Genomic DNA, 24,652 nt, shown 5'->3' on the forward strand with positions numbered 1-24,652 from the left:
GCCTCCCTTTTTTTCATCCTGAATTCACCATTTCCCCTTGTCAAAAGGTCCTGTCCGGTGATTTTGCCTTTTATGTATAAAAATACAAAATAAAATGAATAATTATAACTCTGTGAAGGTGCTCACTGTTTGTGCAGCCATTTCCCGTTAACTTTCCTGTTACCAAACCGCGATATTTACGAGCCCTTACTGCCAGGAGAACTGAAAAATTATTAAATAACATCATCTGAATTCTTAAAGACAAAAGCGTTGGCTGCCTTCATCTGTCAATACACTTCTGACGGATGAATATACTTATACCTACACGTTGGGAGTTAACTATGATAGTTGAAATAGCAGAAGGCTTTATCCATCTTTTCCAGAGCGCAGGTAAGATATTCTCCGGGATGATCGTCAGTACCATTCCGATGCTGATAACCTTAATTTTGACCGTTAATTTTATTATGAAATTAATTGGCCAACAGCGAATGGAAAAAGTCGCCACCCTGATGGGGAAGTCAAAAATATTAACCTATGGAATTTTGCCGAGTTTTGCCTGGTTCTTTCTTAGCAGTCCGGGTGCGCTGACGATGGGTAAATTTCTGCCCGAACGTTGTAAACCCGCTTATCAGGATGCGCTGGGCAGCACCGTACACCCGCTGACCTCTCTGTTCCCACACATTGTGCCATCTGAACTCTTTATCTGGCTGGGCGTCGCCGCTGGCCTGACGCGACTCGATCTACCGGTTGCCGACCTGGCATTACGCTATATCGCTGCGGGTATTCTACTCGGTTTTATCCGTGGTTTTCTGACGGAATATATCTTCACCCGGCTGGAGAAACGCGAACTTAATCAGGAATAAGGGAAAACAATGAAAGTACTATTTTCGGCTGACGTCGTAAAGGCTGGAAGAAAAGTGGAAGAGGGACTGCTTAATGGCATGTTGATTACCTTTAATGACCATGCTCCGGAAGATTATCTCGATTATGTCCTGGTCATTAAGAATATTGTTTGTGATGTTACCCCATTACAAAAAACAATGGATTATGTTCTGCAGATTAATAATCAGACCTGGAATATAACCTGCTGGGGAGAGGCCGCATGGCAAAATTTATGCGAGTTAGGTCATGTGACAGTGGTATTTGACGGGGCTGAAAAGCCAATAGCCTATGGTTCATTACACGTTAACAGTCATTGTTCTCCATCCGTAAATGAATTGATTGGCCCATTGACAATAATGAGGAAAACCAATGAAAACCGTACTGATTAAAAAAGGTCATTCAGGGATTGGCGATGACATGTATTTATCTCGCGATACCCGCATGGTCATCCTGTCGCTTACCGGCAAAACCATTGATCCGGTCGCGAAAAAACTGGGTGAAATGCTGGAAATGACCGTGGTTAACGGCTTTGACGCCATGCCGGATGATAAGAAAATCCTTTGTGTGGTCATCAACTGTGGCGGTTCACTGCGCTGCGGCATTTATCCGCAGAAAAGAATCAAGACAATCAACGTACTCCCTACCGGTGCGATGGGGCCGCTGGCGAAATATATCACCGAAGATATTTACATCTCTGATGTCAGTCTTGAATCGCTTTCGCTGATTGAAACCATTAATCAACCGGTAACCGGGGAGGAAAACGTTGAGCTCAGTGATCCTCTCCCGGCAGACCATGCCTGTGCCGTGGCTCACGAACGCGTGGAGGCAAAACCACGCGGTTCCGCGACCAACACCGCGCTGGAGTTGATGACGCGTTTTGCGACGGGAATCGGTAACTTTGTCAGCCTGCTCTACTCCTCGGCGCGTGAATCGGTCGAGTTGTGTATTAAAAACGTGATCCCCTTTATGGCCTTTATCTCGGTTCTGATCGCTCTGGTTCAGGAGACCGCGATTGGTCAGTGGACCGGGAATGCGCTGTCGCCGCTTGCCGGATCGTTAACCGGTTTGTTTGTGATTGCGATTATTTGTGGTCTGCCCTTCATCTCTCCCATTCTGGCTCCTGGCGCGGCGATTGCGCAGGTCGTTGGTGTGCTGGTAGGAACGCTAATCGGTAGCGGGGTGGTTTCACCGCTGATGGCGTTGCCGGCGCTGTTCGCGATTAACGTCCAGGTCGGCGCCGATTTCATTCCCGTTGGGCTTTCCATGCAGGAGGCGAAAGAGAAAACCATTCGTCTTGGCGTGCCCTCTTTCTTGCTGTCACGGATGATTACCGCGCCTCTGGCGGTGGCCATCGGTTATCTGTTTTCGTTTGGCTTGTTTAACTGAGGAAATGTGTAATGAACAAAATCAATGCCGCGGTGGTGGGGGCCGGTATTTATGGCAAACATCATATCAATGCGTATCACTATAATCCGTGGGTGAACCTGGTGGGGTTTTGCGAGATCAATCCGGACATCCGCGCCAACGTTGCGGCGGAGTTTCAGGTGCCTGGTTATGCCTCGCTGGCAGAGTTGTTTGCCGCGACGGACGTTGATCTGATATCAATCGCGACGCCGGATCCGTTCCACTTTGATGCCACGATTGAAGCCATCAGGGCGGGCAAACATGTGCTGATTGAGAAACCGATGGCGACAACGTCAGCGGAATGTCGGGAAATCATCCGCTGTGCGCAGCAACAAGGAGTGAAGATTGGCGTTGATTACCACAAGCGTTGGGACGGGATGGCACAGCATATTCACAATGAGCTGCTGAAACCCGAAACCGGTCAGGTCCTGCGTGGCTATATGAGCATGGACGATATTATCGACGTGCCGAAAAACTGGCTGTCATGGGCGAATGAGAGTTCTCCCGTTCATTTTCTCGGAACGCATTGTTTTGATTTGATTAGATATTATATGAACGGTGCCAATGCGGTGAGCGTCTATGCGATAGGGCAGAAGAAGAAGCTGGTGGCGGAAGGCGTTGATTCCTGGGATACCATTCAGTCGTTTGTCACCTTTGATAATGGCGCGCAATGGACCGTTGAAGTGGGGTGGTGCTTACCACCTTCATTTCCCAAAGCAAACGATGGGCGTAGTTTTGTTATTACCGAGAATAACTATTATCGCGCCGATGCGCAGTTGCGGGGATATGAAATGTTCACCCCTCAGCGCAGTGCAACGCCAAATTATAATTTTATTAATTACGTTAATAATAAAGCCAGTGGCTATGGGATTCAGCCAATACATGATTTTGTTGAGCACATATTATTTGATACCCCTTATCTGGCAACCGCTGATGATGGGTTGCAGGCGACGTTAATATGTGAAGCCGTACATCATTCGTTATCGACAGGACGTATTGTGCAGTTATAACTCATCGGTGGTTTACGCCTCATAAACCGTTTTGCTGGCTTTAATTTCTTTGATTAAGGCAGGGTTCGTTATTCCCCCTCAACCCGGTCGATGATCATTGTTTATGAGGCGCCTTTTCATTATTCATATTCAGATAGCAATATTGCAGCGCGTGGAAAAAAAGCGTGTGTAAAGACATTTTCAGTGCGGCGAAACTGAGGGGGCTGACGCTGGACTGAGGCGTATATAAGGTTACATCGGCAAGCGTCGCGCCGCTCTGATGGCAGGCGACTGCCAGTGAGGCGGCCTCATGCTCGCGAATCAAGGTAATGAGTTGATTATCCGGCTCATCTTTGAGTCCAGGAAGCAGGATCACGGAATCACAATCCGTCAAGGTGTTTGTCAGCAATAAATGGGCATTCTGGTACTCTACGGGAATGCAGACTTTGCCAATATCACTATAATCCTGAATGATATTGCTGAGTAATGAACTCAGTTCTCGCGGATGACAGAAATAGAGGTTACGGCTGGAATTAATAATTTCAAAGAAAGTATTAAGGGCCGCAGGGTTATTATTATTAATAAACTCGCCAAGAATAACATTGTTTTTCGTTGCCTGGGCCGGAAGCAGTGCCTCAGGTGCGCTGCGCAGACACTTAATTAAATCATATTTAAATGAAGTAAAGCCGGTATAACCGAGAGATTGCGCAAAGCGAACAATGGAGGGTTGGCTGGTTTGCGTCTTTTTTGAAATTGCCGTCGACGTCAGTTTTTCCGCGCCCGATAATGTAGCCAGAATGTAACGGCTAATTGTTTGCTCCGCGTGCGTACCTGTTTTTACCAGTAACTGAAGTTGTTCGATAATGTTCATTGAGGTCCCTCGGTTTTGTTTATTATGACAGATACACTTTATCCTTCAAGCAGCCTCTGTGTTGGCGATGGAGCGATCCGGCTCGTCCATGAGCCTCGTCCCTTTAAGCCAGCGCAAGCGTTGTTCAAAATGCCTGCTGCCTGTTGTCCTGCGACTCGAAGGATTTAGTGTCTAACCAGGGGACCCCAGGGATTAATTCATCCTTTCCACAATCATTGCAATGCCCTGACCGCCGCCGATGCACAGCGTTGCCAGACCCAGCGTTTTATCCCTGGCGGAAAGCGCATGCAGCAATGTCACCAGGATCCGCGCGCCGCTGGCGCCGATCGGATGCCCAAGCGCAATCGCGCCACCGTTCACGTTCACCTTTTGTGGGTCGAAGCCCAGCGTCTTGCCGACGGCAAGGAACTGCGCGGCAAACGCCTCATTGGCTTCAATCAGATCGATATCGGAAAGCTGCAATCCGCATTGTTTCAGGGCTTTCTGCGTGGCGGGTACCGGCCCCATCCCCATCAGCGCTGGCGCGACGCCGCCGCTGGCATATGCCTTAATGCGTGCCAGCGGTTTCAGTCCTGCCGCCAGTGCGGCAGATTCTTCCATGACCACCAGCGCGGCCGCGCCGTCGTTGATCCCAGAGGCGTTGCCAGCGGTGACGGTGCCGGCCTTATCAAATGCCGGACGCAGTGCCGCAAGACCTTCTGCTGTTGAGTCAGCCTTGGGGAATTCGTCGCGGTCAAAGACAATGGTTTTTTTACGCGACGTGACGCTGACCGGCACAATTTCGGCCTCAAAGGCGCCAGAATGGATGGCGGCGACCGCTTTTTGCTGAGAGAGCAGTGCGAGCTCATCCTGCATGTCGCGGCTGATACCGTATTCACGGGCGACGTTTTCGGCGGTGATCCCCATGTGATAACCATGGGTGGCACAGAGCAGACCGTCACGCAGAATCACATCCGACAACTGGCCGTCGCCGAGGCGATAACCCCAGCGGGCTTTCGCATCCAGCAGATAGGGGGCCAGACTCATGTTTTCCATGCCGCCAGCAACCAGCGCCTGTGCCTGACCGGCCTGAATTGCCTGGGCGGCCAGTGCGACGCTTTTGAGCCCTGAACCGCAGACTTTGTTGACGGTAAACCCGCAGACGGTTTCGCTAAGGCCGCTTTTTAACAGTGCCTGCCGCGCCGGGTTTTGTCCCAGACCGGCCTGCAACACGTTGCCCATGATCACTTCATCCACACGTTGCGGGTCGAGTTGCGCGCGTTCCAGCGCGGCGCTAATCACAGTCGCGCCAAGTTCGATGGCACTGGTGGTGGCCAGCGCGCCGTTGAAGCTGCCGATGGCGGTACGTACTGCGCTGACGATGACACAATTTTTCATCTTCTGTTCCTTAAAAGTGAGTCGCTGCCGTCAGAAAAAGGTCAGACCGACAACAAAAATGACACCGGAGAAAAGCAGGGCGGTGATGCAGTACCCCATGATGTCGCGAACCCCCAACCCGGCGATGGCCAGTGCGGGAAGCGCCCAGAAGGGTTGCGCCATGTTCATCCACTGCTCGCCGTAGGCAATCGCCATCACGGATTTACCCAGATCGGCCCCTAGCGCTTGCGCGGCTGGCATGACGAACGGTCCCTGTATAACCCAGTGACCACCGCCTGACGGCACGGCAAAGTTGATCAGCGCAGAGCTGAAGAAGGTCATGACCGGGAAGGTGTCTTTATTGGCGACGTTGATGAAGAACTCGGTGATGAGTCCTCCGAGACCGGAGTGCTCCATCATCAACTGGATACCGGCATAGAACGGGAACTGCACCAGGATACCGGCGGTGCTGCGCGCAGCGGCACTAATGGCGCGCATATAGGCCATCGGCGTTTTGTGCAGCAGCAGACCGGCAATCATAAACATCAGGTTGACGGTGTTGATGGTGATGTTGAACCCTTTCTCGGCGAAGTAGATCCCGAGATAAGCGATGCCTAATGCCCCAATGATCAGCGCCAGGATTCGGCTCTCTTCCAGTTTTTCGGACGGAGGCGCATCTGCTGGCAAGGTCTTCTGGAAATCAGGCTCTTCCATCAACAGTTTCGGATCGACGCTGACAACATCCGACGGTTTTGGCGTCATCATGCGGGTGATAAACGGCATGACCACAATCAGACCGAGAGTGATGAAGATGTTGAAACCGGTAAACAGGGTGTCGCTGACCGGAATCAGGCCCGCAATGTGTTCCACCGGGTTACCCGGCGTTGCCGCCAGCAGGGGCATCGAGCCGGAGAAGCCGCCGCCCCAGGTCAGAAAACCGATATAAGCGCAGGCAATCAGCAGCGGATAATCGGATCCCGGCACGCGACGGGCAACTTCACGGGCAAACATCGCTCCCACTACCAGACCGAAGCCCCAGTTGATGACGCAGGCGACGGAGCCAAAGAAGGTTACCAGCATTACGCCCTGCGCGGGCGTTTTTGCGGCAGACGCGGCAGTACGCAGCAGGTTTTTCACCGGACCGGAACTGGCCAGCGCGTGACCTGTCACGATGATCAACGCCATCTGCATCCCGAAGGCCAGCAGATTCCAGAAGCCATCCCCCCAGAAACGCACCATACTGATCGGCGTTTGCGGCGTCAGCCACAGCGCGATGCCGAACGTCAACAGCGTCAGCAGCATGGCGAAAATCAGGGGATCGGGCAGCCAGCGACTGACGAAGCGCGTCATGAAACGCGAGATACGGCCGATCATGCTTCACCTCGCTGAACGACCAGATCGGCGACAATGTCAAACTGCGCTTCTGTTTTTGCTCGCAGAGTATCGAGGTCGCACCCGTCGACGATTTCCGTCAGCCACATTTTGCCGTCGATAAAGCGGAACACGGCGAGTTCGGTAACCAGCATATGCACCGCATGCTGGGCCGTCAGTGGCATGGTGCAGTGGCGAAGAATTTTCGCCGAGCCGTCTTTCGCGCAGTGTTCCATCGCGATAATCACTTTGCGCGCTCCGGTTACCAGATCCATCGCGCCGCCCATCCCAGGGACCATTTTGCCGGGCACGACCCAGTTCGCGAGGTTAGCCTGTTCATCAACCTGCAACCCGCCCAGTACGCAGGCATCGACGTGGCCGCCACGAATCAGCGCGAATGACATCGCGCTGTCGAACATCGCCGCACCCGGCAATATTCCGCAGGGTTGACCACCGGCGTTCACCAGATCGGGATGCGCGGTCGTGACCGGTCCCAGTCCGAGAAATCCGTTCTCTGATTGCAGGGTGATATGAATGTCATCCGGCAGATAGTTGGCGACCATCGTCGGCAGGCCAATGCCTAAATTCACAACATCACCATCGCGAAGTTCTTGCGCCACACGGCGCGCAATACGTTGTTTAGCATCCATTATTTGCTCTCCTGTGGCATGACGATATGGTCGATAACGGCGCCGGGGGTGACTATCTGATCAGGCAACAGATCGCCTGTCTCAACGAGTTCGTCAGGTTCCACCAGAGTGATATCGGCGGCGAGGGCAATAAGCGGGTTGAAGTTGCGGGCGCTGAGTTGGTAGGTCAGGTTGCCGAGTGGGTCGGCACGGTGCGCGCGGATGAGTGCCAGGTCGGCACGCAACGGTCGCTCCAGTAGCCAGGTTTTGCCGTCAAGCGTCAGGGTTTGTTTGCCATCTTCCACAATCGTGCCGACGCCGGTTGGGGTCAGGAAGCCGCCGAGTCCAGCACCGCCGCAGCGGATCTGTTCAATCAGCGTACCCTGCGGCACCAGCAGAACGTCCATCTCTTTGGCAATCATCCGACGCCCGGTTTCCGGGTTAGTGCCGATATGGGACGCAATGACTTTGTTCACCCGGCCATTGACGATCAGCGGGCCGATGCCGGTATCGACAAAGGCGGTATCGTTGGCGATCAGTGTCAGGTCTCTGACGCCGGATTCAAGTAAGGCTTCGACAAGGCGGGGCGGGGTCCCGACCCCCATAAAACCACCAACCATGATGGTCATGCCGTCACGAAAGAATCCGGCAGCGTTCTGTAAGGTAATCAGTTTTGTTTTCATTATGTTTCCCTTTTGCATACTCCATTTTGGGTACACAAAGGGAATAGCAAGCGGGATGCCAGAATGGCTAACGGACAGGGATATTAGTTAACCTGTTGAATATAATTAAATATTCATGGGGGTGTTGTGTGATCTTAGTGCGGATGCTATGCAGAATTTTGCGCACTGTGCAAAATTCTGCATAGCAGATTCTGGTTCTACAAGCCTGCCGTATCGATACCGTATTCCTGCAATTTATACATCAGGGCACGTCGACTGATGCCTAACATCAGGGCGGCGCGGGTGCGGTTTCCTTCATGCTGTTCAAGTACCTCGATAATGATCCGCTTCTCTTCGCGTTTAATCTCTTCTTTCAGATTGCGTTCACCGGGCTGTGTGGCCTTTATCTCGCTGCCACCACCCACCGGCTGGCGGAGCGGGGCAGGCAGATCTTCTGCAAAAATGACGGCACCGGTATTCATCACCACCGCCCGCTCAATGACGTTTGAAAGTTCGCGGATGTTTCCGGGCCAGGGCCAGGTGGTAAGCATCGACATGGCCGCCGGATCGATCTCAATAATGTCGCGCTGATTTTCCGAACTGAATTTCTGCAGGAAGTGGTTAGCCAGCAGCGCAATGTCTTCCCGTCGTTCGCGCAGCGGGGGAAGTTGCAGATGAATCACATTCAGACGATAGAACAGGTCTTCACGGAAAGCGCCTTCTTTCACCATCGCATGGAGATCGCGGTTGGTGGCAGCGACGATGCGGATATCCACCTGAATCGTCTGATGCCCGCCCACGCGTTCGAATTCCCGTTCCTGCAGAATGCGCAGTAATTTAGCCTGGAGCACCAGCGGCATTTCACCAATTTCATCGAGTAGCAGCGTTCCCTGATGAGCGCGTTCGAACAGTCCCTGACGCTGAGTTTGTGCGCCGGTGAAAGCCCCTTTTTCATGACCGAACAACTCGCTTTCCAGCAGCGACTCCGGTAACGCGGCGCAGTTGATTTTGATAAACGGACCGTTTGCCCGGCGCGAATTGTAGTGAATAGCGCGCGCAATCAACTCCTTGCCGGTACCGCTTTCACCACTGATCAGAACGTTGGCCTGCGACAGGGCAATTTTCGCCGTGTCTTTGCAGATATCCATCATCCGCGGACTGTTGGTCAGGATATGTCCCCACTGCCAGCTGGTGCTCAGCGCCTGATGCAGGCTGCGGATCTCCTGTTTCATCGCCTGCAGTTGCAGGGCGCGTTGGATCAGTAAATTCAGTTCATCGAGATCGAAAGGTTTGATCACGTAATCAAACGCCCCGCTGCGTAATGCTTCGACGGCGGTTTCGACTTCGGCATAAGCGGTCATCAGGATCACGGGGATGCGCGGCTGCTGAGTGCGCATGACTTTCAGGGCGTCGATCCCGTTCATTTCCGGCATGCGGATATCCATCAGCACCACATCCGGTTGAGCGTCGGCAAAGCGCTGCAACGCTTCCTCCCCGTTGCTGGCACAGTGCGTTTCATGCCCCTGTAGCGAAAAGGCGGTGGTGAGCATGCGACGAACGTTATCTTCGTCATCCACAATGAGGATACGGTAGCGGGTTTTCATACTGACAAGTTTCCCTGCGGGTTAATCGGTAAAATAAGGGTAAACGTCGCGCCACATCCGGGCATGCTGGCGACGTGAATATCACCCTGATGAGCATTGATAATGCGCTGGCTGAGCGCGAGTCCAAGCCCTGTTCCTGAGGCTTTGGTGGTGAAAAAGGGGTCAAAAATCTTTTTCTGTAGCGCGATATCGATCCCACCGCCGTTATCTTCAATCGCCACGGCTTGTTGCGTGGCTGAATATTGCCAGGTGCGAATGCGGATTTCACCGCGTGCGTTGATGGCCTGCACGGCATTAATCAAAAGATTGAGGATCACCTGTTTTAACAGTTCACGATCGGCAACGATGGCAGGCAGCCCCGTATCCTGTTCAAAGTTGAACGTGATCCGTGCCTGAACGCCGGAGGTTTGCACCAGAATCAGCGTCTCTTCGATCAGCGAATTGAGCAGCACTTGCTGCCACTGGCTTTGTCGCGGCCGGGAGAAATCCAGCAACTGCTGAATGACTTTGTTGATGGAATCAATTTCTTTCAGTACCACGGACAGATATTCCTGATGCACAGGCAGGCTGGTTTGTTGACGGATGATCTGCACATACCCCCGGATGGCGGTGAGCGGATTACGTACCTCATGCGCCACCCCGGCCATCAGTTCACCCAAAGTGGCAAGTCTCTCGGTTTGCGCCAGGCGACGCTGCGTTTCTTTGCGGGCGGTCAGGTCGGAAAAAATCACCAGCGCACCGATCAATTCACCATTGGGGTTATGAATACGGCTGGTGGTGACACTGAGTTCAATGGTGCGGTCGCGCGCCGGAAAGCTAACTTCCTGTGCCAGATGCTCCGTCCCGTGCGCCAGGGTATCGAGAACCGGGCTGGCAAAATGCGGGTCGGAGAAGAGGGTGGCATAGGGGCGACCGACCAGTTCATTGAGCGTATAGCCGGTAATCATTTCCGCCGCAGGGTTCATGGTGGTGACATCGCCCTGTCTATCGATTGCGATCACCCCATCGGCGGCGTTTTCAATGATCAGATCGTTAAGGGTTTTCGTTTCACGCAACGTTTGCGCCAACGCGTTAACGCTGCGGCTAATTTGCCCCAGTTCGCCAGGCAGATTGGGAAGTTGCGCTGGCGTTTTTTGCGCCAGCGTCGACAGACCGTCCGTGATGATGTCGATATTGGCGCCAAGGCGTCGGGAAAACAGCACGATCAAGAGCAGGCTACAGAGCAGACCTGCCGCCAGCACCGCAATGATGCGCACGTCCATCCTCCACGCCTGACGCTGGATATCTTCCGTCAACTCATTCGCCCAGATGTAGCCCAGCACGTCGCCATCCCGGGTGATGGGGATCATGGAGTTAAGAATATCGCCGCGCACCTGGCGACCGGAAAAGACGACCGGGGCATTGCTGCGCATCACTTCGCGTCCGGGGTGATCGGCGGCAATCGTCACGCCAACGTTATTTTGGTACAGCGCGGAAGGGGCGTAGGTCACAATCGCATCCAGCGCTTTGTTATAGTAGCCCGCGCCGACGCCCGGAAATGCCTGAGTGATCCGCTCAGTGATGGGGCCGAGTTCGGTATTCAGCGCCTGAATACGTTCGTCCCGCGGCAGCGCCGTAAAATGGGTAAAGCGATCGCCCAGCGCCTGATCGAGCAGGTGTACAACGGCAGATAATTTTTTCTCTTTTTCAGATAAGACTGCTGACCGTCCTTCGGTTTCTACGATATAACCAATCGACAGCGTCGGCACGATGACCATCAGAAGCGCCATCAGGATCATCTGATTGCGTAAGCGTCGCGGGTATAACCCTCTCAAAAAGCGCATGCTGGCATCCCTGTGACCCATTTTCTGACAAACGCTAATTATCGGGGGTTGCGGCAACTGTTTCTCAGCGGTGTATCATATTCCCGCAAACGCAGGCGCGGGCATTGCGACGACGCGCATTTACCGCTACCTTAACCACACTCCATTTATCGCCTGAGGCGGAGCTTCGCCCTTTTGAAATACCTTGCATCCTTTCGCACGACCCTGAAAATCTCGCGCTATCTGTTCAGAGCGTTGGCGCTGTTGATTTGGCTGCTGATTGCCTTTGCTTCGGTGTTCTACATTGTGAACGCCTTGCATCAGCGGGAGTCAGAGATCCGCCAGGAGTTTAATCTCAGTTCCGATCAGGCCCAGCGCTACATTCAGCGCACGTCGGATGTGATGAAAGAGCTCAAGTACATCGCGGAGAATCGCCTGACGGCGGAGAACGGCGTGTTGTCTTCGCGGTCGCGTGACGATAAAACCGAGGTGCCGACCTTTCAGCCGCTGTTTGCCGATTCCGACTGCGCGGCAATGGGCAACGCCTGGCGCGGATCGCTGGAGTCGCTGGCGTGGTTCATGCGCTACTGGCGTGACAACTTTTCCGCTGCGTACGATCTGAATCGTGTATTTCTCATTGGCAGCGATAATCTCTGCATGGCGAATTTCGGCCTGCGCGATATGCCCGTCGAGCGCGATAACGCGCTGAAAACGCTGCACGAGCGGATTATGAAGTACCGCAACGCGCCGCAGGATGAATCCGGAAACAACCTCTACTGGGTGGCGCAGGGACCACGTCCAGGGATTGGCTATTTCTACGCGCTGACGCCGGTTTATCTGGCAAACCGCCTGCAGGCGCTGTTGGGCATTGAACAGTCCATTCGAATGGAAAACTTCTTTACGCCGGGCAGTCTGCCGATGGGCGTGACCATTCTGGATGAAAATGGGCATGCGTTGATTTCGCTGACCGGGCCGGAAAGTACCATCAAGGCGGAACCTCGCTGGATGCAGGAACGCTCCTGGTTTGGCTATACGCCGGGCTTTCGTGAGCTGGTGCTGAAGAAAAATCTGCCGCCGTCTTCGTTAAGCATTGTCTATTCCGTTCCGGTCGATCTGGTGCTGGAACGGATCCGGATGCTGATTCTGAATGCCATTCTGCTGAATGTGCTGGTAGGTGCGGCACTGTTTACCCTCGCGCGGATGTACGAACGACGGATCTTTATTCCGGCGGAAAGCGACGCCCAACGGCTGGAAGAGCATGAGCAGTTTAACCGTAAGATTGTCGCGTCCGCGCCGGTCGGGATCTGTATTCTGCGCACCGTTGACGGTATTAACATCCTCAGTAACGAGCTGGCGCATACCTACCTGAACATGCTCACCCATGAGGATCGACAGCGGCTGACGCAAATCATCTGTGGACAGCAGGTGAACTTTGTCGATGTGCTGACCAGCAATAACACCAATTTGCAGATTAGCTTCGTCCATTCCCGCTATCGCAATGAAAACGTGGCGATTTGCGTGCTGGTGGATGTTTCCGCCCGCGTCAAAATGGAGGAGTCGTTGCAGGAGATGGCGCAGGCGGCTGAACAGGCGAGTCAGTCGAAATCGATGTTCCTGGCGACCGTCAGCCACGAGCTGCGCACGCCGCTGTATGGCATTATCGGTAACCTTGATCTGCTACAAACCAAAGAATTGCCAAAAGGAGTCGATCGCCTGGTGACGGCGATGAATAACTCTTCCAGTCTGCTGCTGAAAATCATCAGTGACATTCTCGACTTCTCGAAAATCGAATCGGAGCAGTTGAAAATTGAGCCGCGTGAATTCTCGCCACGTGAGGTGATGAGCCACATTACCGCGAACTATCTGCCGCTGGTGGTGCGCAAGCAGCTCGGGCTGTACTGCTTTATCGAACCGAATGTGCCGGTTTCGCTTAATGGCGATCCGATGCGCCTGCAACAGGTGATTTCTAACCTGTTGAGCAACGCGATTAAATTCACCGATATTGGTTGCATTGTGCTGCATGTCAGCCGCGACGATGATTATCTCAGCATTCGGGTGCGGGATACCGGCGTCGGGATCCCGGCGAAAGAAGTGGTGCGCTTGTTCGATCCGTTCTTCCAGGTCGGTACGGGTGTGCAGCGCAATTTCCAGGGAACGGGGCTGGGACTGGCGATTTGCGAAAAGCTGATCAGCATGATGGATGGTGACATTTCGGTTGATTCTGAACCAGGGATGGGGAGCCAGTTTACAGTGCGTATTCCGCTGTATGGCGCGCAGTATCCGGCGAAAAAAGGGCTTGATGGACTTGCCAGAACACGTTGCTGGTTGGCGGTGCGTAATGCGTCTTTGTGCCAGTTTGTCGAAAACAGCCTGACGCGTAACGGTGTTGAGGTGATGCGTTATGAAGGGCAGACACCGGCGAGTGATGACATGTTGATCACCGACGATGCCCTGGAACAGCCGTGGCAGGGGCGGGCAGCGGTGATTTTCTGTCGGCGCCACATTGGTATTCCACTGGAAAGGGTGCCGGGTGAATGGGTGCACAGCGTGGCGTCGCCGCATGAACTGCCGGCGCTGCTGGCCCGGATCTACCGTATTGAGCTGGACGATGAGGAGCTCTCTTCCGCGTTACCGGCTCCGGAAAAAGCGGCGGCCACCAATGATGACATGATGATCCTGGTGGTTGACGATCATCCGATTAACCGCCGTCTGCTGGCCGATCAGCTGGGATCGCTCGGGTATCAGTGCAAAACCGCCAATGACGGCGTGGATGCCCTGAACGTGCTGAGCAAAAACCATATCGATATCGTGCTGAGCGACGTAAACATGCCGAATATGGATGGCTATCGACTGACACAGCGCATACGTCAGTTAGGGCTGACTTTACCTGTAGTTGGGGTGACGGCCAACGCTTTAGCCGAAGAGAAGCAGCGCTGTCTGGAGTCGGGGATGGACAGTTGTCTGTCGAAGCCGGTCACGCTGGACGTTATCAGGCAGACGCTGGCGGTGTATGCGGAGCGGGTCAGGAAAACGCGAGCATAAAAAAGCCCGGTAAGCGCTGAAACTTACCGGGCTTTTTTACGTCTGCAAGAATCAGTCTTTGTCTGCCGGACTCAGGGTCACGGAAGAGAGATAGTTCAGCAGTGCGATATCGTTTTCAACGCCCAGTTTCATCATCGCTGATTTCTTCTGGCTGCTGATGGTTTTGATACTGCGGTTCAGCTTCTTGGCGATTTCAGTCACCAGGAAACCTTCGGCAAACAGACGCAGAACTTCACTCTCTTTCGGAGAGAGACGTTTGTCACCGTAGCCGCCCGCGCTGATTTTTTCCAGCAGGCGAGAGACGCTTTCCGGGGTGAACTTTTTGCCTTTCTGCAGCGCAGCCAGCGCTTTCGGCAGGTCTGTTGGCGCGCCCTGTTTCAGGACAATCCCTTCGATATCGAGATCAAGCACCGCGCTCAGGATTGCCGGGTTATTGTTCATGGTCAGAACAATGATCGACAGGCTTGGGAAATGACGCTTGATGTATTTGATCAGGGTGATCCCATCGCCGTACTTGTCGCCCGGCATAGAGAGATCGGTAATCAACACGTGTGCATCTAATTTTGGCAGGTTGTTGATCAGTGCTGTGGAGTCTTCAAATTCGCCAACAACATTCACCCACTCGATTTGCTCAAGTGATTTGCGAATACCGAACAGTACAATCGGATGGTCATCGGCAATAATTACGTTCATATTGTTCATGTAAAGGCTACCTTGCTACAGCAAGCTCTTGACGTAGGTGTCAATGTCGCTGATGTATTTTTCTATTCCTGGAGCATCTTTCTCACGAATCAGATGTTCCAGCGTTTCACATAACTGCTTGCCGGGTACCAGATTTAGCATGGCAAACACGCCTTTCAGGCGGTGAGCCGTTTGGGCTAGCGCAGCAAAATCGCTGATTGCAGCCTCAGTATACAACCTCTTAACATCATCCGGTACTGTGTCTACAAATAGTGCGTAATAACCGCTGGCATGAAGTTCGGCGTTTTCATCACCTCCCAGAGGGGATTCCGGGATCGCTTCTTGTGCCAGTTGCTCTTCAATTAGTTGTAGTACAGCTTCCTGCATAGCGTTGCTCATATTAAAGTTGACGCGAAGCTGGCCTGGGCCAATTTTCCGCACGCCTGACTCATCATCGCTTAAAAGCAAGCCGGAGGCAGTAAGATTAGACGGATTATCAGTTAAAAAGAGATCATATTCTTGACTTATGAGTCTCTCATCCGGGGTGATGCAGGTCGCTCCCCAGTTTTCCAACTGGCGAAGCACGATATTGCGCACCTCGTTAGAGGTCACGTCGATCATCACGCTGACATCATCCAGCAGACGCTCTTCGTCTTCTTTATGCTGGTCGAGCGGCGTCATTTTAACATGGACTGTATAGCGTGTACCCAGCGCATCTCGCGCTTTTATGCTCAAATGTCCGCCAAGTTTACGTGCCAGCTGATCGCATAACCAAAAGGCCAGCGGATTGGCTTTACCGTAACGGTCTTTCTGCGTCTCACTGATGAACGGGAAATGCAGGTTGTCAATTTCGCTTAACGTCACGCCTTCGCCGGTATCCAGAATGCGGAACGTCAGGCGCTCGGCCACCGATTCGTCCTGATCAACCTCGAGCGTGATTTTGCCAATCTGGGTAGTTGTTACCGCGTACTGCATCAGCAGCAGTAAGATCCGTCGCAGTGCATCGCGATCGCCATGTCGTTCGTCGTTTGCCTTCAGATGGTTGTTGATGAGCAGTTGCAGGCCTTTACGCTTCATCGCGGGCAGCACTTGCGGGACGACTTCGTCAATTAACGCCTGAACCGAGAAGAGGGTAGGCTCACTCTTCCAGGCGTCGTTTTCCAGCATGTTCGCCAGTTGAATTTCATCGATCATGCGGACCAGTACATCGGCATGATTCGCCAGTTGCTGTGCATCAGACGTTTGCAATTGAGCAACTTTCGCTGCCAGCGTTTTGACCGGCTCTTTCAACGTCTCGCTGATGTTTTGCATAAAGGCGACGCGGCCCTGCTGATTTTTTTCATATAACCGCTGAGCCTGTTTGAGCTTTTTGTTCACCAGCACTTCACGATCCTGGTCGCGGATAATAAAGATCTGGGTGCGTGGAGCGACCTGGCTGCGGAACAGGCGTATCTCATACAGCTCGTTATTGACGGTCGCCTGGATCACGCCCTGATGCTGTTCCGCCATGCTGGTGATGTTTTGCAGATTCAGATGCGGCAACAGATGGTCGGCAATTTTGTTACTCATCACTGTGCGGTTCGCTTCTTGATCATGCACCAGCAGACCCAGCGGCAGTAGGGAGACAATCTCTTCGTTAATCGCGCGCAGAATCCGTAGCTCATTATTAGCTGCGGTATTGGGCGCGACTTCCGTTGTGCGTCCCGGCTGGTTGCGGAAGGTGGTATAGCCGAACAGGGCGAGCGCCAGTAGCCCGATATTCAGCAATAGCGGTAACAGGATGTTTTGCAGCGTATCGAGCAGTAGGGTGCCAAACGGCACCTGCCAGACCAGGCGCATTCCCGTCGAGTTCAGCGCCGACGAGATTTCAATTTTCGAACTGTTAAAGCTGATGCTTACGCTGTCGGGCGATTCTTTATCTGCATTGCGTGCGCTGGCTGGAGTCGTGTCAGGCTCAAGGCGGAAGCTGTCCAGTGGCATGCCGGGAGGAATTAAGTCGTTGATGGGCAGGTCAAACGCGACAACGGTCGCCAGGTGTCCCGGCTGATTAAACGTGGTTCGCAGCGTAAAATAGTGGCCGTTTTGCCATGCCAGCCGACGCAGCGATGAGAAACTTTCCCGTTCGTCAAGCGCATTGGCCTGCTGGAGCATTTCTGCCCGACGGGAATCGACAATGCTGCCGATGGTCGACTCTTTAAATCCCGAAGAGAGATCTTTTAACGGCAGCGTCGAGATGAGCGTCAGGCTGTTATCCTGCCCGTTGAGATAATACATGGACCACGGCACCGTCTCAGCGCCCCACAGCGTGTCGAGGTAGGACGAGATGCGCTGCGTCATTTCCAGCGTTGAGCTGTCATGCGAGCCAAAGATCAGCGCTTCGGTTTTTCGCCGTGGTTTTTCAAGATAGTAAACGTCCTGTTTCAGGCGCGTTTCCTGCAATCCTTCGCTGCTCGACGGATTCGTCGTCGCGGCGATGTTGTCATAGATTTGCCAGGTCGCGTAACGCCAGGTATCGATACGCTTATGAATTGCATGGGTGATATCGACGATTTGATAGCTTTTATCTTTCAACCAGGCGTTAACCGCGCTTTGCACCATCACGCCCATCGTCACCAGCAACACAATGATCAGCAATAAAAAGAAACGGGTAATGCTTCCCGGCAGGAGGGAAAATCGGGACGTAGCCGTTGTATCAGACTGACTCATTCGTGGTTATGACCTGTAAAACAACGCAGAAGGTGAAAGGGCAGTATAAAGGGTACGGTGTGAATTTCCACACTCTCTACTCATTGATGTTCTGCATTTTTTGCCAAAAAGAATTCATCAGTTAAATGGCGTAAAAGTGTACAGGCCCACCAGAGGCGTACACATATTCCCCGTCAAGTGTGAAAAAATAGCACGAAATAACAAGAAATCGGTTTCTGATATCAGTCAGTGACTGAATGAAGGTAAATAGTTAATAGTTGTTATTATTTTTATGCGGTAGCACATAAAGAGAAAATAAGTGTAAAGAAGGGTAAAAAAAAACCGGACGCATCGCATCCGGTTGAAATAGGGGTAAACAGACATTCAGAAATGAATGACGGTAATAAATAAAGTTAATGATGATAGCGAGAGATATTTTAGAGATGCATGACGATTTTGTTTTGTCATTCAGTGCTATCAAACTTATTTGTGTAATTAATTGTTTTATATGTATTTTATATATTTCTTGAGTGATCGTGCTTATTTTTTGTCTTTTTGAAGCAAAAAAAAAGTTCCTTGGAATTTACATTTTGAAACATCTATGTGGATAAATGAAACATCTTAAAAGTTTTAGTATCATATTCGTGTTGGATTATTCTGCAATTTTGAGGAGAATGAACTTGCCGACTGGTTAATGAGGGTTAATCAGTATGCAGTGGCATAAAAAAGCAAATAAAGGCATATAACAGAGGGTTAATAACATGAAAGTTAAAGTACTGTCCCTCCTGGTACCAGCACTGCTGGTAGCAGGCGCAGCAAATGCGGCTGAAATTTACAACAAAGACGGCAACAAATTAGACCTGTTCGGTAAAGTCGACGGTCTGCATTATTTCTCCGATGATAAAAACGCTGATGGCGATCAGACCTACATGCGTATTGGCTTCAAAGGCGAAACCCAGGTTAACGATCAGATCACCGGTTACGGCCAGTGGGAGTATCAGATCCAGGGTAACGCGCCTGAATCCGAAAACAACTCCTGGACTCGTGTTGCCTTCGCCGGTCTGAAATTCGGCGATGCGGGTTCTTTCGACTACGGTCGTAACTACGGCGTTGTGTATGACGTCACGTCCTGGACCGACGTCCTGCCAGAATTCGGTGGGGATACCTACGGTTCTGATAACTTCATGCAGCAGCGTGGTAACGGCTTCGCGACTTACCGTAACGCTGATTTCTTCGGTCTGGTTGATGGCCTGAACTTTGCCCTGCAGTATCAGGGTAAAAACGGTAGCCCATCTGGTGAAGGTGCTGATGGCATCGCTTACACCGGCGTGACTAACAACGGTCGTGAAGCGCTGCGTCAGAACGGTGACGGCGTTGGCGGTTCTGTAACCTATGACATCGGCGAAGGCTTCGGTCTGGGTGCGGCAGTGAGCAGCTCCAAACGTACTGATGAGCAGAACAGAGCGATCTACCTGGGTAACGGCGATCGCGCTGAAACCTACACCGGTGGCCTGAAATACGACGCTAACAACCTGTACCTGGCGGCGCAGTACACTCAGACCTATAACGCAACGCGTGTAGGCGGCGAAGGTTGGGCAAACAAAGCGCAGAACTTCGAAGTGGTTGCTCAGTACCAGTTCGACTTCGGTCTGCGTCCGTCCGTTGCTTACCTGCAGTCCAAAGGTAAAAACCTGGGGACTCTCAACGGTCGTAACTACGACGATGAAGATCTGCTGAAATATGTTGATGTGGGCGCAACCTACTACTTCAACAAAAACATGTCCACCTACGTTGATTACAAAATCAACTTGCTGGATGACAACAACTTCACTCGTGATGCCGGTATCAGCACCGACGACGTTGTTGCACTGGGCCTGGTTTACCAGTTCTAAGTTTGCTTAATGTCGATAAAAGGCCCTGCGGGGCCTTTTTTTGTGCGGTTTTTCGGCGTACAACCGCCGGTTTTTGGTGTACTCTTGCGCCTCTTTTGCAGGAGGACAATCACGTATGGAAATGAACGTTGCTCGTGCGGCCTTACTGGCTGTGACTCTCTTTTTTACCGGGTGCGATAACGCACCGGACGCGGCGCAAACGCCTGCCGCGGCTCCGGTCGTGCTGGAAGGGAAAACAATGGGCACCTTCTGGCGTGTGAGCGTGGTCGGAGTCGATGCCAAATCAGCAGCGGCGCTACAAACGAAAATTCAGACGCAACTGGATGCCGACGACCAACTGCTCTCCACTTATAAAAATGATTCGGCGCTAATGCGCTTCAACCAGTCGAAAAGTCTTTCTCCCTGGCCCGTCAACGAGGCAATGGCGGACATTGTTACCTCAGCGCTGCGTATTGGGCAAAAAACCCAGGGGGCGATGGACATCACCGTTGGGCCGTTGGTGAACTTGTGGGGGTTTGGTCCCGACAAGCAACCGGTCCAGATCCCGACGCAGGCGCAAATTGATGCGGCAAAAGCCAACAGCGGGTTGCAGCACCTGTCGGTGATCAACCAGGCGAAACAGCAGTACCTGCAAAAAGATCTGCCAGATTTGTTTGTCGATCTCTCCACTGTCGGTGAAGGCTATGCCGCCGATCACCTGGCACAGTTGATGGAGCGCGAAGGTATCGCACGCTATCTGGTCTCTGTCGGGGGGGCGCTGAACAGTCGCGGGATGAACGCTGAAGGGCATCCGTGGCGGGTGGCGATCCAGAAGCCTACCGACCGTGAAAACGCGGTTCAGGCGGTGGTGGATATTAACGGGCACGGTATTAGTACCTCCGGCAGCTATCGCAACTATTATGAGCTGAACGGAAAACGCCTCACTCATGTTATCGATCCGCAGACGGGACGCCCCATTGAGCATAATCTGGTGTCAGTGACGGTGATAGCGCCAACGGCGCTGGAAGCGGATGGCTGGGATACCGGACTGATGGTGCTCGGCACGGAGAAAGCCAAAGAGGTCGTACGCCGGGAAGGGCTGGCGGTGTACATGATTATCAAAGAGGGGGAGGGATTCAAAACCTGGATGTCTCCGCAGTTTGAAAGTTTTCTCATTCGTGAACAAAATTAAAAAGCAAGATTGCGGGTTTTCGTGTGATGGGTTTCGGACACACTGCCGCTAAGCAGGCACTATGCTTAACGAAGGAGTCCAGTATGAAAAATTCTCTACGCGTAAATGACGACCAGCGCTGGCAATCGGTGCTGGAACGTGATTCTGAGGCTGACGGACAGTTTGTCTTTGCGGTGCAGACGACCGGCATCTTTTGCCGACCTTCCTGCACGGCAAAACATGCGCTGCGTAAAAATGTCCGCTTCTTTCCTGACGCGCAGGCCGCGTTGCTGGCCGGGTTTCGCCCGTGTAAACGCTGTCAGCCGGATAAAGCCAACGCCCGGCAGCATCGACTGGATAAAATTACGCTTGCCTGTCAGCTTCTGGAGCAGGAGAGCCCCATCACGCTCGATGCGCTGGCTGAACAGGTGGCGATGAGTCCGTACCATCTGCATCGCGTGTTCAAAGCCACGACCGGGATGACGCCAAAAGCGTGGCAGCAGGCGTATCGCGCCCGCCGACTGCGCGATGCCCTGAGCCACGGCGAAAGCGTGACGCAGGCGATTCTGAATGCCGGATTTCCGGACAGCAGCAGCTACTATCGTAATGCTGATGCAACGCTTGGGATGACGGCGAAGCAGTTCCGTCGCGGCGGTGACAAGCTGGCGGTGCGCTATGCGCTGGCGGATTGCTCACTCGGACGCTGTCTGGTGGCGGAAAGCGAGCGGGGGATTTGCGCCATTTTGTTAGGGGATGACGATGCGGCGCTGATGGCTGAACTGCGGACATTGTTCCCGGCCGCTCAGGCTCAACCCGCCGATCCCGCTTTCCAGCAGCGTATTCACCGCGTTATCGCCAGTATTGACGGGCGTGATGCCGCGCTGTCGTTGCCGCTGGATATTCAGGGTACCGCGTTTCAACAACAGGTCTGGCAGGCGCTGCGGGCGATCCCTTACGGTGAGACCGTCAGCTACCAGCAACTGGCAAAAGCCATCGGTAAGCCGAACGCGGTTCGTGCCGTCGCCAGCGCCTGTGGCGCGAATAAACTGGCGATCGTGATCCCCTGTCATCGCGTTGTGCGAGGCGACGGATCGCTTTCCGGCTATCGCTGGGGCGTGTCGCGTAAGGCACAAATCCTGCGACGTGAGTCTCCTGATGAGGGGGCATAATGCTTGATTTGTTTGCCGATTCGCAGCCCTGGCAGGAACCGCTGGCACCTGGTGCCGTCATTTTGCGCCGCTTTGCCTTCAACACAGCGTTGCAACTGGTGCAGGAGATTGAGGCGGTCGCCCGTCGGTCGCCGTTTCGCCAGATGATCACCCCCGGCGGTTACACCATGTCGGTGGCGATGACTAACTGTGGACGGCTGGGCTGGACGACCGACCGTCACGGCTACCTCTATTCGCCAATCGATCCGCTGACGGGGCACGCCTGGCCGGATTTTCCGCCGTCCTTCCTGCGGTTGTGTCAGCAGGCGGCAACGGCGGCAGGCTATGCGGATTATCAGCCGGACGCCTGCCTGATCAACCGCTATGCGCCTGGCGCAAAGCTTTCGCTGCACCAGGATAAAGACGAGCCGGATCTGCGGGCGCCTATTGTTTCTGTCTCGCTGGGATTACCGGCTGTCTTTCAGTTTGGCGGCCTGAAACGTAGCGATCCGCTGACGCGCGTTCTACTGGAACATGGCGATGTAGTGGTCTGGGGCGGCGAATCGCGCTTGTTTTACCACGGAATTCAGCCGCTGAAGGCTGGGTTCCATCCGGCGACCGCCGACTGTCGTTACAATCTGACTTTTCGCCAGGCGGGTAAAAAAGAATAAAAATAAGAATTATTATTGCTGAACGCGTTGAGATGTTTAAACTGCGGGCTGTTATTCCTTGTCCGGGTTGTATGAATGGAACTACTTCTTCTTGTCTGGCGGCAGTATCGCTGGCCATTTATTTGCGTGATGGCGCTCAGCCTCGTCAGCGCGGCGCTGGGGATTGGCCTTATCGCTTTTATCAATCAGCGTCTTATTGAGACTGCGGATCCCTCTCTGCTGGTTTTACCGGAATTTCTCGGACTACTGTTACTGCTGATGGCGGTGACGCTGGGTTCACAACTGGCGCTCACCACGCTGGGACACCACTTTGTCTTCCGTCTGCGCAGTGAATTCATCAAGCGTATTCTCGATACGCACGTGGAACGTATTGAACAACTAGGCAGTGCCTCTCTGCTGGCCGGGTTGACCAGCGACGTGCGCAATATCACCATCGCTTTTGTTCGTCTGCCTGAACTGGTGCAGGGGATTATTCTGACCGTCGGTTCGGCGGCGTATCTGGCGATGCTGTCGACCAAAATGCTGTTGGTGACCGCTATCTGGATGGTCATAACCATCTGGGGCGGGTTTATGCTGGTATCGCGGGTTTACCGGCACATGGCGACGCTGCGCGAAACCGAAGATAAGCTGTATAACGATTATCAGACGGTGCTGGAAGGACGCAAAGAGCTGACGCTCAACCGCGAGCGGGCGGAACATATCTTCAACAACCTCTATATTCCGGATGCCAAAGCGTATCGCCACCACATTATTCGCGCCGATACCTTCCACCTCAGCGCCGTAAACTGGTCGAACATTATGATGCTCGGCGCGATTGGCCTGGTGTTCTGGATGGCAAACAGTCTCGGCTGGGCGGATACCAACGTTGCGGCGACCTACTCGTTAACGCTTTTATTCCTGCGCACGCCGCTGCTGTCGGCGGTGGGGGCACTCCCTACGCTGCTTACGGCGCAGGTTGCTTTCAACAAGCTGAACACATTCGCGCTGGCACCGTTTAAAGCAGAATTTCCGCGCCCGCAGGCGTTCCCGGGATGGAAAACCCTCGAACTGCGTAACGTCATGTTCCACTATCAGGACAACGCGTTCTCCGTGGGGCCGGTGAATCTGACGATCAATCGCGGTGAGTTGCTGTTCTTAATCGGCGGTAACGGCAGCGGCAAATCGACGCTGGCGATGCTGCTGACGGGGCTGTACCAGCCGCAGTCCGGGGAGATCCTGCTGGACGGTAAGCCTGTCAGCGCCGAAAAGCCGGAAGATTATCGCAAGCTCTTTTCCGCGGTGTTTACCGACGTCTGGCTGTTTGACCAGCTACTGGGACCAGAAGGCAATCCGGCCGATCCTGCTCTGGTTGAGAAGTGGCTGGGGCACCTGAAAATGGCGCACAAACTGGAACTGAGCGATGGCCGGATCCTGAATCTGAAACTGTCGAAGGGGCAGAAAAAGCGCGTGGCGCTGCTGCTGGCGCTGGCGGAAGATCGCGACATTATCCTGCTCGATGAGTGGGCGGCCGATCAGGATCCGCACTTCCGCCGCGAGTTTTACCAGGTGTTGTTGCCGCTGATGCAGGAGATGGGGAAAACCATTTTTGCCATTAGTCACGACGATCACTATTTTATTCACGCCGATCGTTTGCTGGAAATGCGTAACGGACAACTGATTGAGCTGGTGGGCGATGAGCGTGATGCTGCGTCACGCGATGCCGTCGCGCGCACGGCCTGATTCATCTGACCGTGGTCCCGATGGCGCAAGGCGTTTCGGGACAACGGTTGTTTTTTTATTCATCTGACGCCCCCGTTTATTGTTATTTACATAACCTCGCGCCATGCTTAATGGC

Annotated in this window: 19 protein-coding genes; 10 read left to right on the plus strand and 9 right to left on the minus strand. The window is 53.3% G+C overall.

Features of this window, described 5'->3' with window-relative positions:
• Window positions 1-320: 320 nt before the first annotated feature.
• The 4 genes from srlA to OGW13_RS16440 are packed head-to-tail and all read left to right on the plus strand — an operon-like array spanning window position 321 to window position 3,275.
• The gene (srlA, locus tag OGW13_RS16425) at window positions 321-842 is read left to right on the plus strand and encodes a PTS glucitol/sorbitol transporter subunit IIC (RefSeq protein WP_042317872.1); all 522 of its coding nucleotides are present in this window, start codon (window positions 321-323) and stop codon (window positions 840-842) included.
• 9 nt (window positions 843-851) lie between these two features.
• Window positions 852-1,250: a PTS glucitol/sorbitol transporter subunit IIA gene (locus OGW13_RS16430; protein ID WP_043000058.1), complete on the plus strand. Its 399-nt coding sequence runs from the start codon at window positions 852-854 to the stop codon at window positions 1,248-1,250.
• A complete protein-coding gene (gene srlE / locus OGW13_RS16435; RefSeq protein WP_044266195.1) occupies window positions 1,231-2,247 on the plus strand; it encodes a PTS glucitol/sorbitol transporter subunit IIB in 1,017 nt (338 codons plus the stop codon). Before OGW13_RS16430 ends, srlE begins: the two co-directional genes overlap by 20 nt.
• Window positions 2,248-2,258: 11 nt before the next feature.
• Window positions 2,259-3,275: a Gfo/Idh/MocA family protein gene (locus OGW13_RS16440; RefSeq protein WP_287116296.1), complete on the plus strand. Its 1,017-nt coding sequence runs from the start codon at window positions 2,259-2,261 to the stop codon at window positions 3,273-3,275.
• 94 nt (window positions 3,276-3,369) lie between these two features.
• On the opposite strand, the gene OGW13_RS16445 is transcribed toward OGW13_RS16440, so the two are convergent.
• From OGW13_RS16445 to atoS, 7 genes are all read right to left on the minus strand, one after another.
• The gene (locus OGW13_RS16445; RefSeq protein ID WP_061069843.1) at window positions 3,370-4,125 is read right to left on the minus strand and encodes a MurR/RpiR family transcriptional regulator; all 756 of its coding nucleotides are present in this window, start codon (window positions 4,123-4,125) and stop codon (window positions 3,370-3,372) included.
• Between the two features lie 192 nt (window positions 4,126-4,317).
• Window positions 4,318-5,502, minus strand: coding sequence for an acetyl-CoA C-acetyltransferase (locus OGW13_RS16450; protein ID WP_044258577.1), 1,185 nt, complete (start codon window positions 5,500-5,502; stop codon window positions 4,318-4,320).
• Window positions 5,503-5,532: 30 nt separating this feature from the next.
• Window positions 5,533-6,855 (minus strand): TIGR00366 family protein, encoded by a 1,323-nt coding sequence (locus OGW13_RS16455; protein WP_043000062.1) that lies wholly within the window; start codon window positions 6,853-6,855, stop codon window positions 5,533-5,535.
• Window positions 6,852-7,502, minus strand: a complete 651-nt coding sequence (locus OGW13_RS16460; RefSeq protein WP_181627639.1) for a 3-oxoacid CoA-transferase subunit B — start codon at window positions 7,500-7,502, stop codon at window positions 6,852-6,854. The genes OGW13_RS16455 and OGW13_RS16460 overlap by 4 nt, the downstream gene beginning before the upstream one ends.
• Window positions 7,502-8,164, minus strand: a complete 663-nt coding sequence (gene atoD, locus OGW13_RS16465) for an acetate CoA-transferase subunit alpha (RefSeq protein ID WP_222167985.1) — start codon at window positions 8,162-8,164, stop codon at window positions 7,502-7,504. Before atoD ends, OGW13_RS16460 begins: the two co-directional genes overlap by 1 nt.
• 197 nt (window positions 8,165-8,361) lie before the next feature.
• Window positions 8,362-9,747 (minus strand): acetoacetate metabolism transcriptional regulator AtoC, encoded by a 1,386-nt coding sequence (gene atoC / locus OGW13_RS16470; protein ID WP_287116297.1) that lies wholly within the window; start codon window positions 9,745-9,747, stop codon window positions 8,362-8,364.
• Window positions 9,744-11,570 carry a two-component system sensor histidine kinase AtoS gene (atoS, locus tag OGW13_RS16475; RefSeq protein ID WP_054175989.1) on the minus strand — a complete coding sequence of 609 codons (1,827 nt, stop codon included), beginning with the start codon at window positions 11,568-11,570 and terminating at the stop codon, window positions 9,744-9,746. The genes atoC and atoS overlap by 4 nt, the downstream gene beginning before the upstream one ends.
• A gap of 174 nt (window positions 11,571-11,744) precedes the next feature.
• Here atoS and rcsC point away from each other — a divergent pair, with 174 nt between their 5' ends.
• Window positions 11,745-14,591, plus strand: a complete 2,847-nt coding sequence (gene rcsC, locus OGW13_RS16480; RefSeq protein ID WP_044327578.1) for a two-component system sensor histidine kinase RcsC — start codon at window positions 11,745-11,747, stop codon at window positions 14,589-14,591.
• 51 nt (window positions 14,592-14,642) lie between these two features.
• On the opposite strand, the gene rcsB is transcribed toward rcsC, so the two are convergent.
• The gene (gene rcsB / locus OGW13_RS16485; protein WP_001061917.1) at window positions 14,643-15,293 is read right to left on the minus strand and encodes a response regulator transcription factor RcsB; all 651 of its coding nucleotides are present in this window, start codon (window positions 15,291-15,293) and stop codon (window positions 14,643-14,645) included.
• 15 nt (window positions 15,294-15,308) lie between these two features.
• Window positions 15,309-17,978 (minus strand): phosphotransferase RcsD, encoded by a 2,670-nt coding sequence (gene rcsD, locus OGW13_RS16490; RefSeq protein WP_287116298.1) that lies wholly within the window; start codon window positions 17,976-17,978, stop codon window positions 15,309-15,311.
• Window positions 17,979-18,718: 740 nt separating this feature from the next.
• Here rcsD and OGW13_RS16495 point away from each other — a divergent pair.
• From OGW13_RS16495 to OGW13_RS16515, 5 genes are all read left to right on the plus strand, one after another.
• Window positions 18,719-19,849 carry a porin OmpC gene (locus OGW13_RS16495; protein WP_043000069.1) on the plus strand — a complete coding sequence of 377 codons (1,131 nt, stop codon included), beginning with the start codon at window positions 18,719-18,721 and terminating at the stop codon, window positions 19,847-19,849.
• 115 nt (window positions 19,850-19,964) lie between these two features.
• Window positions 19,965-21,020, plus strand: a complete 1,056-nt coding sequence (gene apbE / locus OGW13_RS16500) for an FAD:protein FMN transferase ApbE (RefSeq protein WP_043000070.1) — start codon at window positions 19,965-19,967, stop codon at window positions 21,018-21,020.
• Window positions 21,021-21,103: 83 nt separating this feature from the next.
• Window positions 21,104-22,168, plus strand: coding sequence for a bifunctional DNA-binding transcriptional regulator/O6-methylguanine-DNA methyltransferase Ada (ada, locus tag OGW13_RS16505; protein ID WP_044328459.1), 1,065 nt, complete (start codon window positions 21,104-21,106; stop codon window positions 22,166-22,168).
• Window positions 22,168-22,818 carry a DNA oxidative demethylase AlkB gene (gene alkB, locus OGW13_RS16510; protein ID WP_044328458.1) on the plus strand — a complete coding sequence of 217 codons (651 nt, stop codon included), beginning with the start codon at window positions 22,168-22,170 and terminating at the stop codon, window positions 22,816-22,818. The genes ada and alkB overlap by 1 nt, the downstream gene beginning before the upstream one ends.
• Window positions 22,819-22,893: 75 nt before the next feature.
• The gene (locus OGW13_RS16515) at window positions 22,894-24,537 is read left to right on the plus strand and encodes a multidrug ABC transporter permease/ATP-binding protein (protein ID WP_043000073.1); all 1,644 of its coding nucleotides are present in this window, start codon (window positions 22,894-22,896) and stop codon (window positions 24,535-24,537) included.
• Window positions 24,538-24,652: the final 115 nt, after the last annotated feature.

Source organism: Citrobacter sp. Ca225 (assembly GCF_030337175.1).
In the GTDB taxonomy this organism is placed as follows: Bacteria; Pseudomonadota; Gammaproteobacteria; order Enterobacterales; family Enterobacteriaceae; genus Citrobacter_A; species Citrobacter_A amalonaticus.

Coding starts and splice junctions, on each gene's coding strand:
- srlA (WP_042317872.1), top strand. CDS start 321: ATGATAGTTGAAATAGCAGAAGGCTTTATCCATCTTTTCCAGAGCGCA.
- OGW13_RS16430 (WP_043000058.1), top strand. CDS start 852: ATGAAAGTACTATTTTCGGCTGACGTCGTAAAGGCTGGAAGAAAAGTG.
- srlE (WP_044266195.1), top strand. CDS start 1,231: ATGAAAACCGTACTGATTAAAAAAGGTCATTCAGGGATTGGCGATGAC.
- OGW13_RS16440 (WP_287116296.1), top strand. CDS start 2,259: ATGAACAAAATCAATGCCGCGGTGGTGGGGGCCGGTATTTATGGCAAA.
- OGW13_RS16445 (WP_061069843.1), bottom strand. CDS start 4,125: ATGAACATTATCGAACAACTTCAGTTACTGGTAAAAACAGGTACGCAC.
- OGW13_RS16450 (WP_044258577.1), bottom strand. CDS start 5,502: ATGAAAAATTGTGTCATCGTCAGCGCAGTACGTACCGCCATCGGCAGC.
- OGW13_RS16455 (WP_043000062.1), bottom strand. CDS start 6,855: ATGATCGGCCGTATCTCGCGTTTCATGACGCGCTTCGTCAGTCGCTGG.
- OGW13_RS16460 (WP_181627639.1), bottom strand. CDS start 7,502: ATGGATGCTAAACAACGTATTGCGCGCCGTGTGGCGCAAGAACTTCGC.
- atoD (WP_222167985.1), bottom strand. CDS start 8,164: ATGAAAACAAAACTGATTACCTTACAGAACGCTGCCGGATTCTTTCGT.
- atoC (WP_287116297.1), bottom strand. CDS start 9,747: ATGAAAACCCGCTACCGTATCCTCATTGTGGATGACGAAGATAACGTT.
- atoS (WP_054175989.1), bottom strand. CDS start 11,570: ATGCGCTTTTTGAGAGGGTTATACCCGCGACGCTTACGCAATCAGATG.
- rcsB (WP_001061917.1), bottom strand. CDS start 15,293: ATGAACAATATGAACGTAATTATTGCCGATGACCATCCGATTGTACTG.
- rcsD (WP_287116298.1), bottom strand. CDS start 17,978: ATGAGTCAGTCTGATACAACGGCTACGTCCCGATTTTCCCTCCTGCCG.
- OGW13_RS16495 (WP_043000069.1), top strand. CDS start 18,719: ATGAAAGTTAAAGTACTGTCCCTCCTGGTACCAGCACTGCTGGTAGCA.
- apbE (WP_043000070.1), top strand. CDS start 19,965: ATGGAAATGAACGTTGCTCGTGCGGCCTTACTGGCTGTGACTCTCTTT.
- ada (WP_044328459.1), top strand. CDS start 21,104: ATGAAAAATTCTCTACGCGTAAATGACGACCAGCGCTGGCAATCGGTG.
- alkB (WP_044328458.1), top strand. CDS start 22,168: ATGCTTGATTTGTTTGCCGATTCGCAGCCCTGGCAGGAACCGCTGGCA.
- OGW13_RS16515 (WP_043000073.1), top strand. CDS start 22,894: ATGGAACTACTTCTTCTTGTCTGGCGGCAGTATCGCTGGCCATTTATT.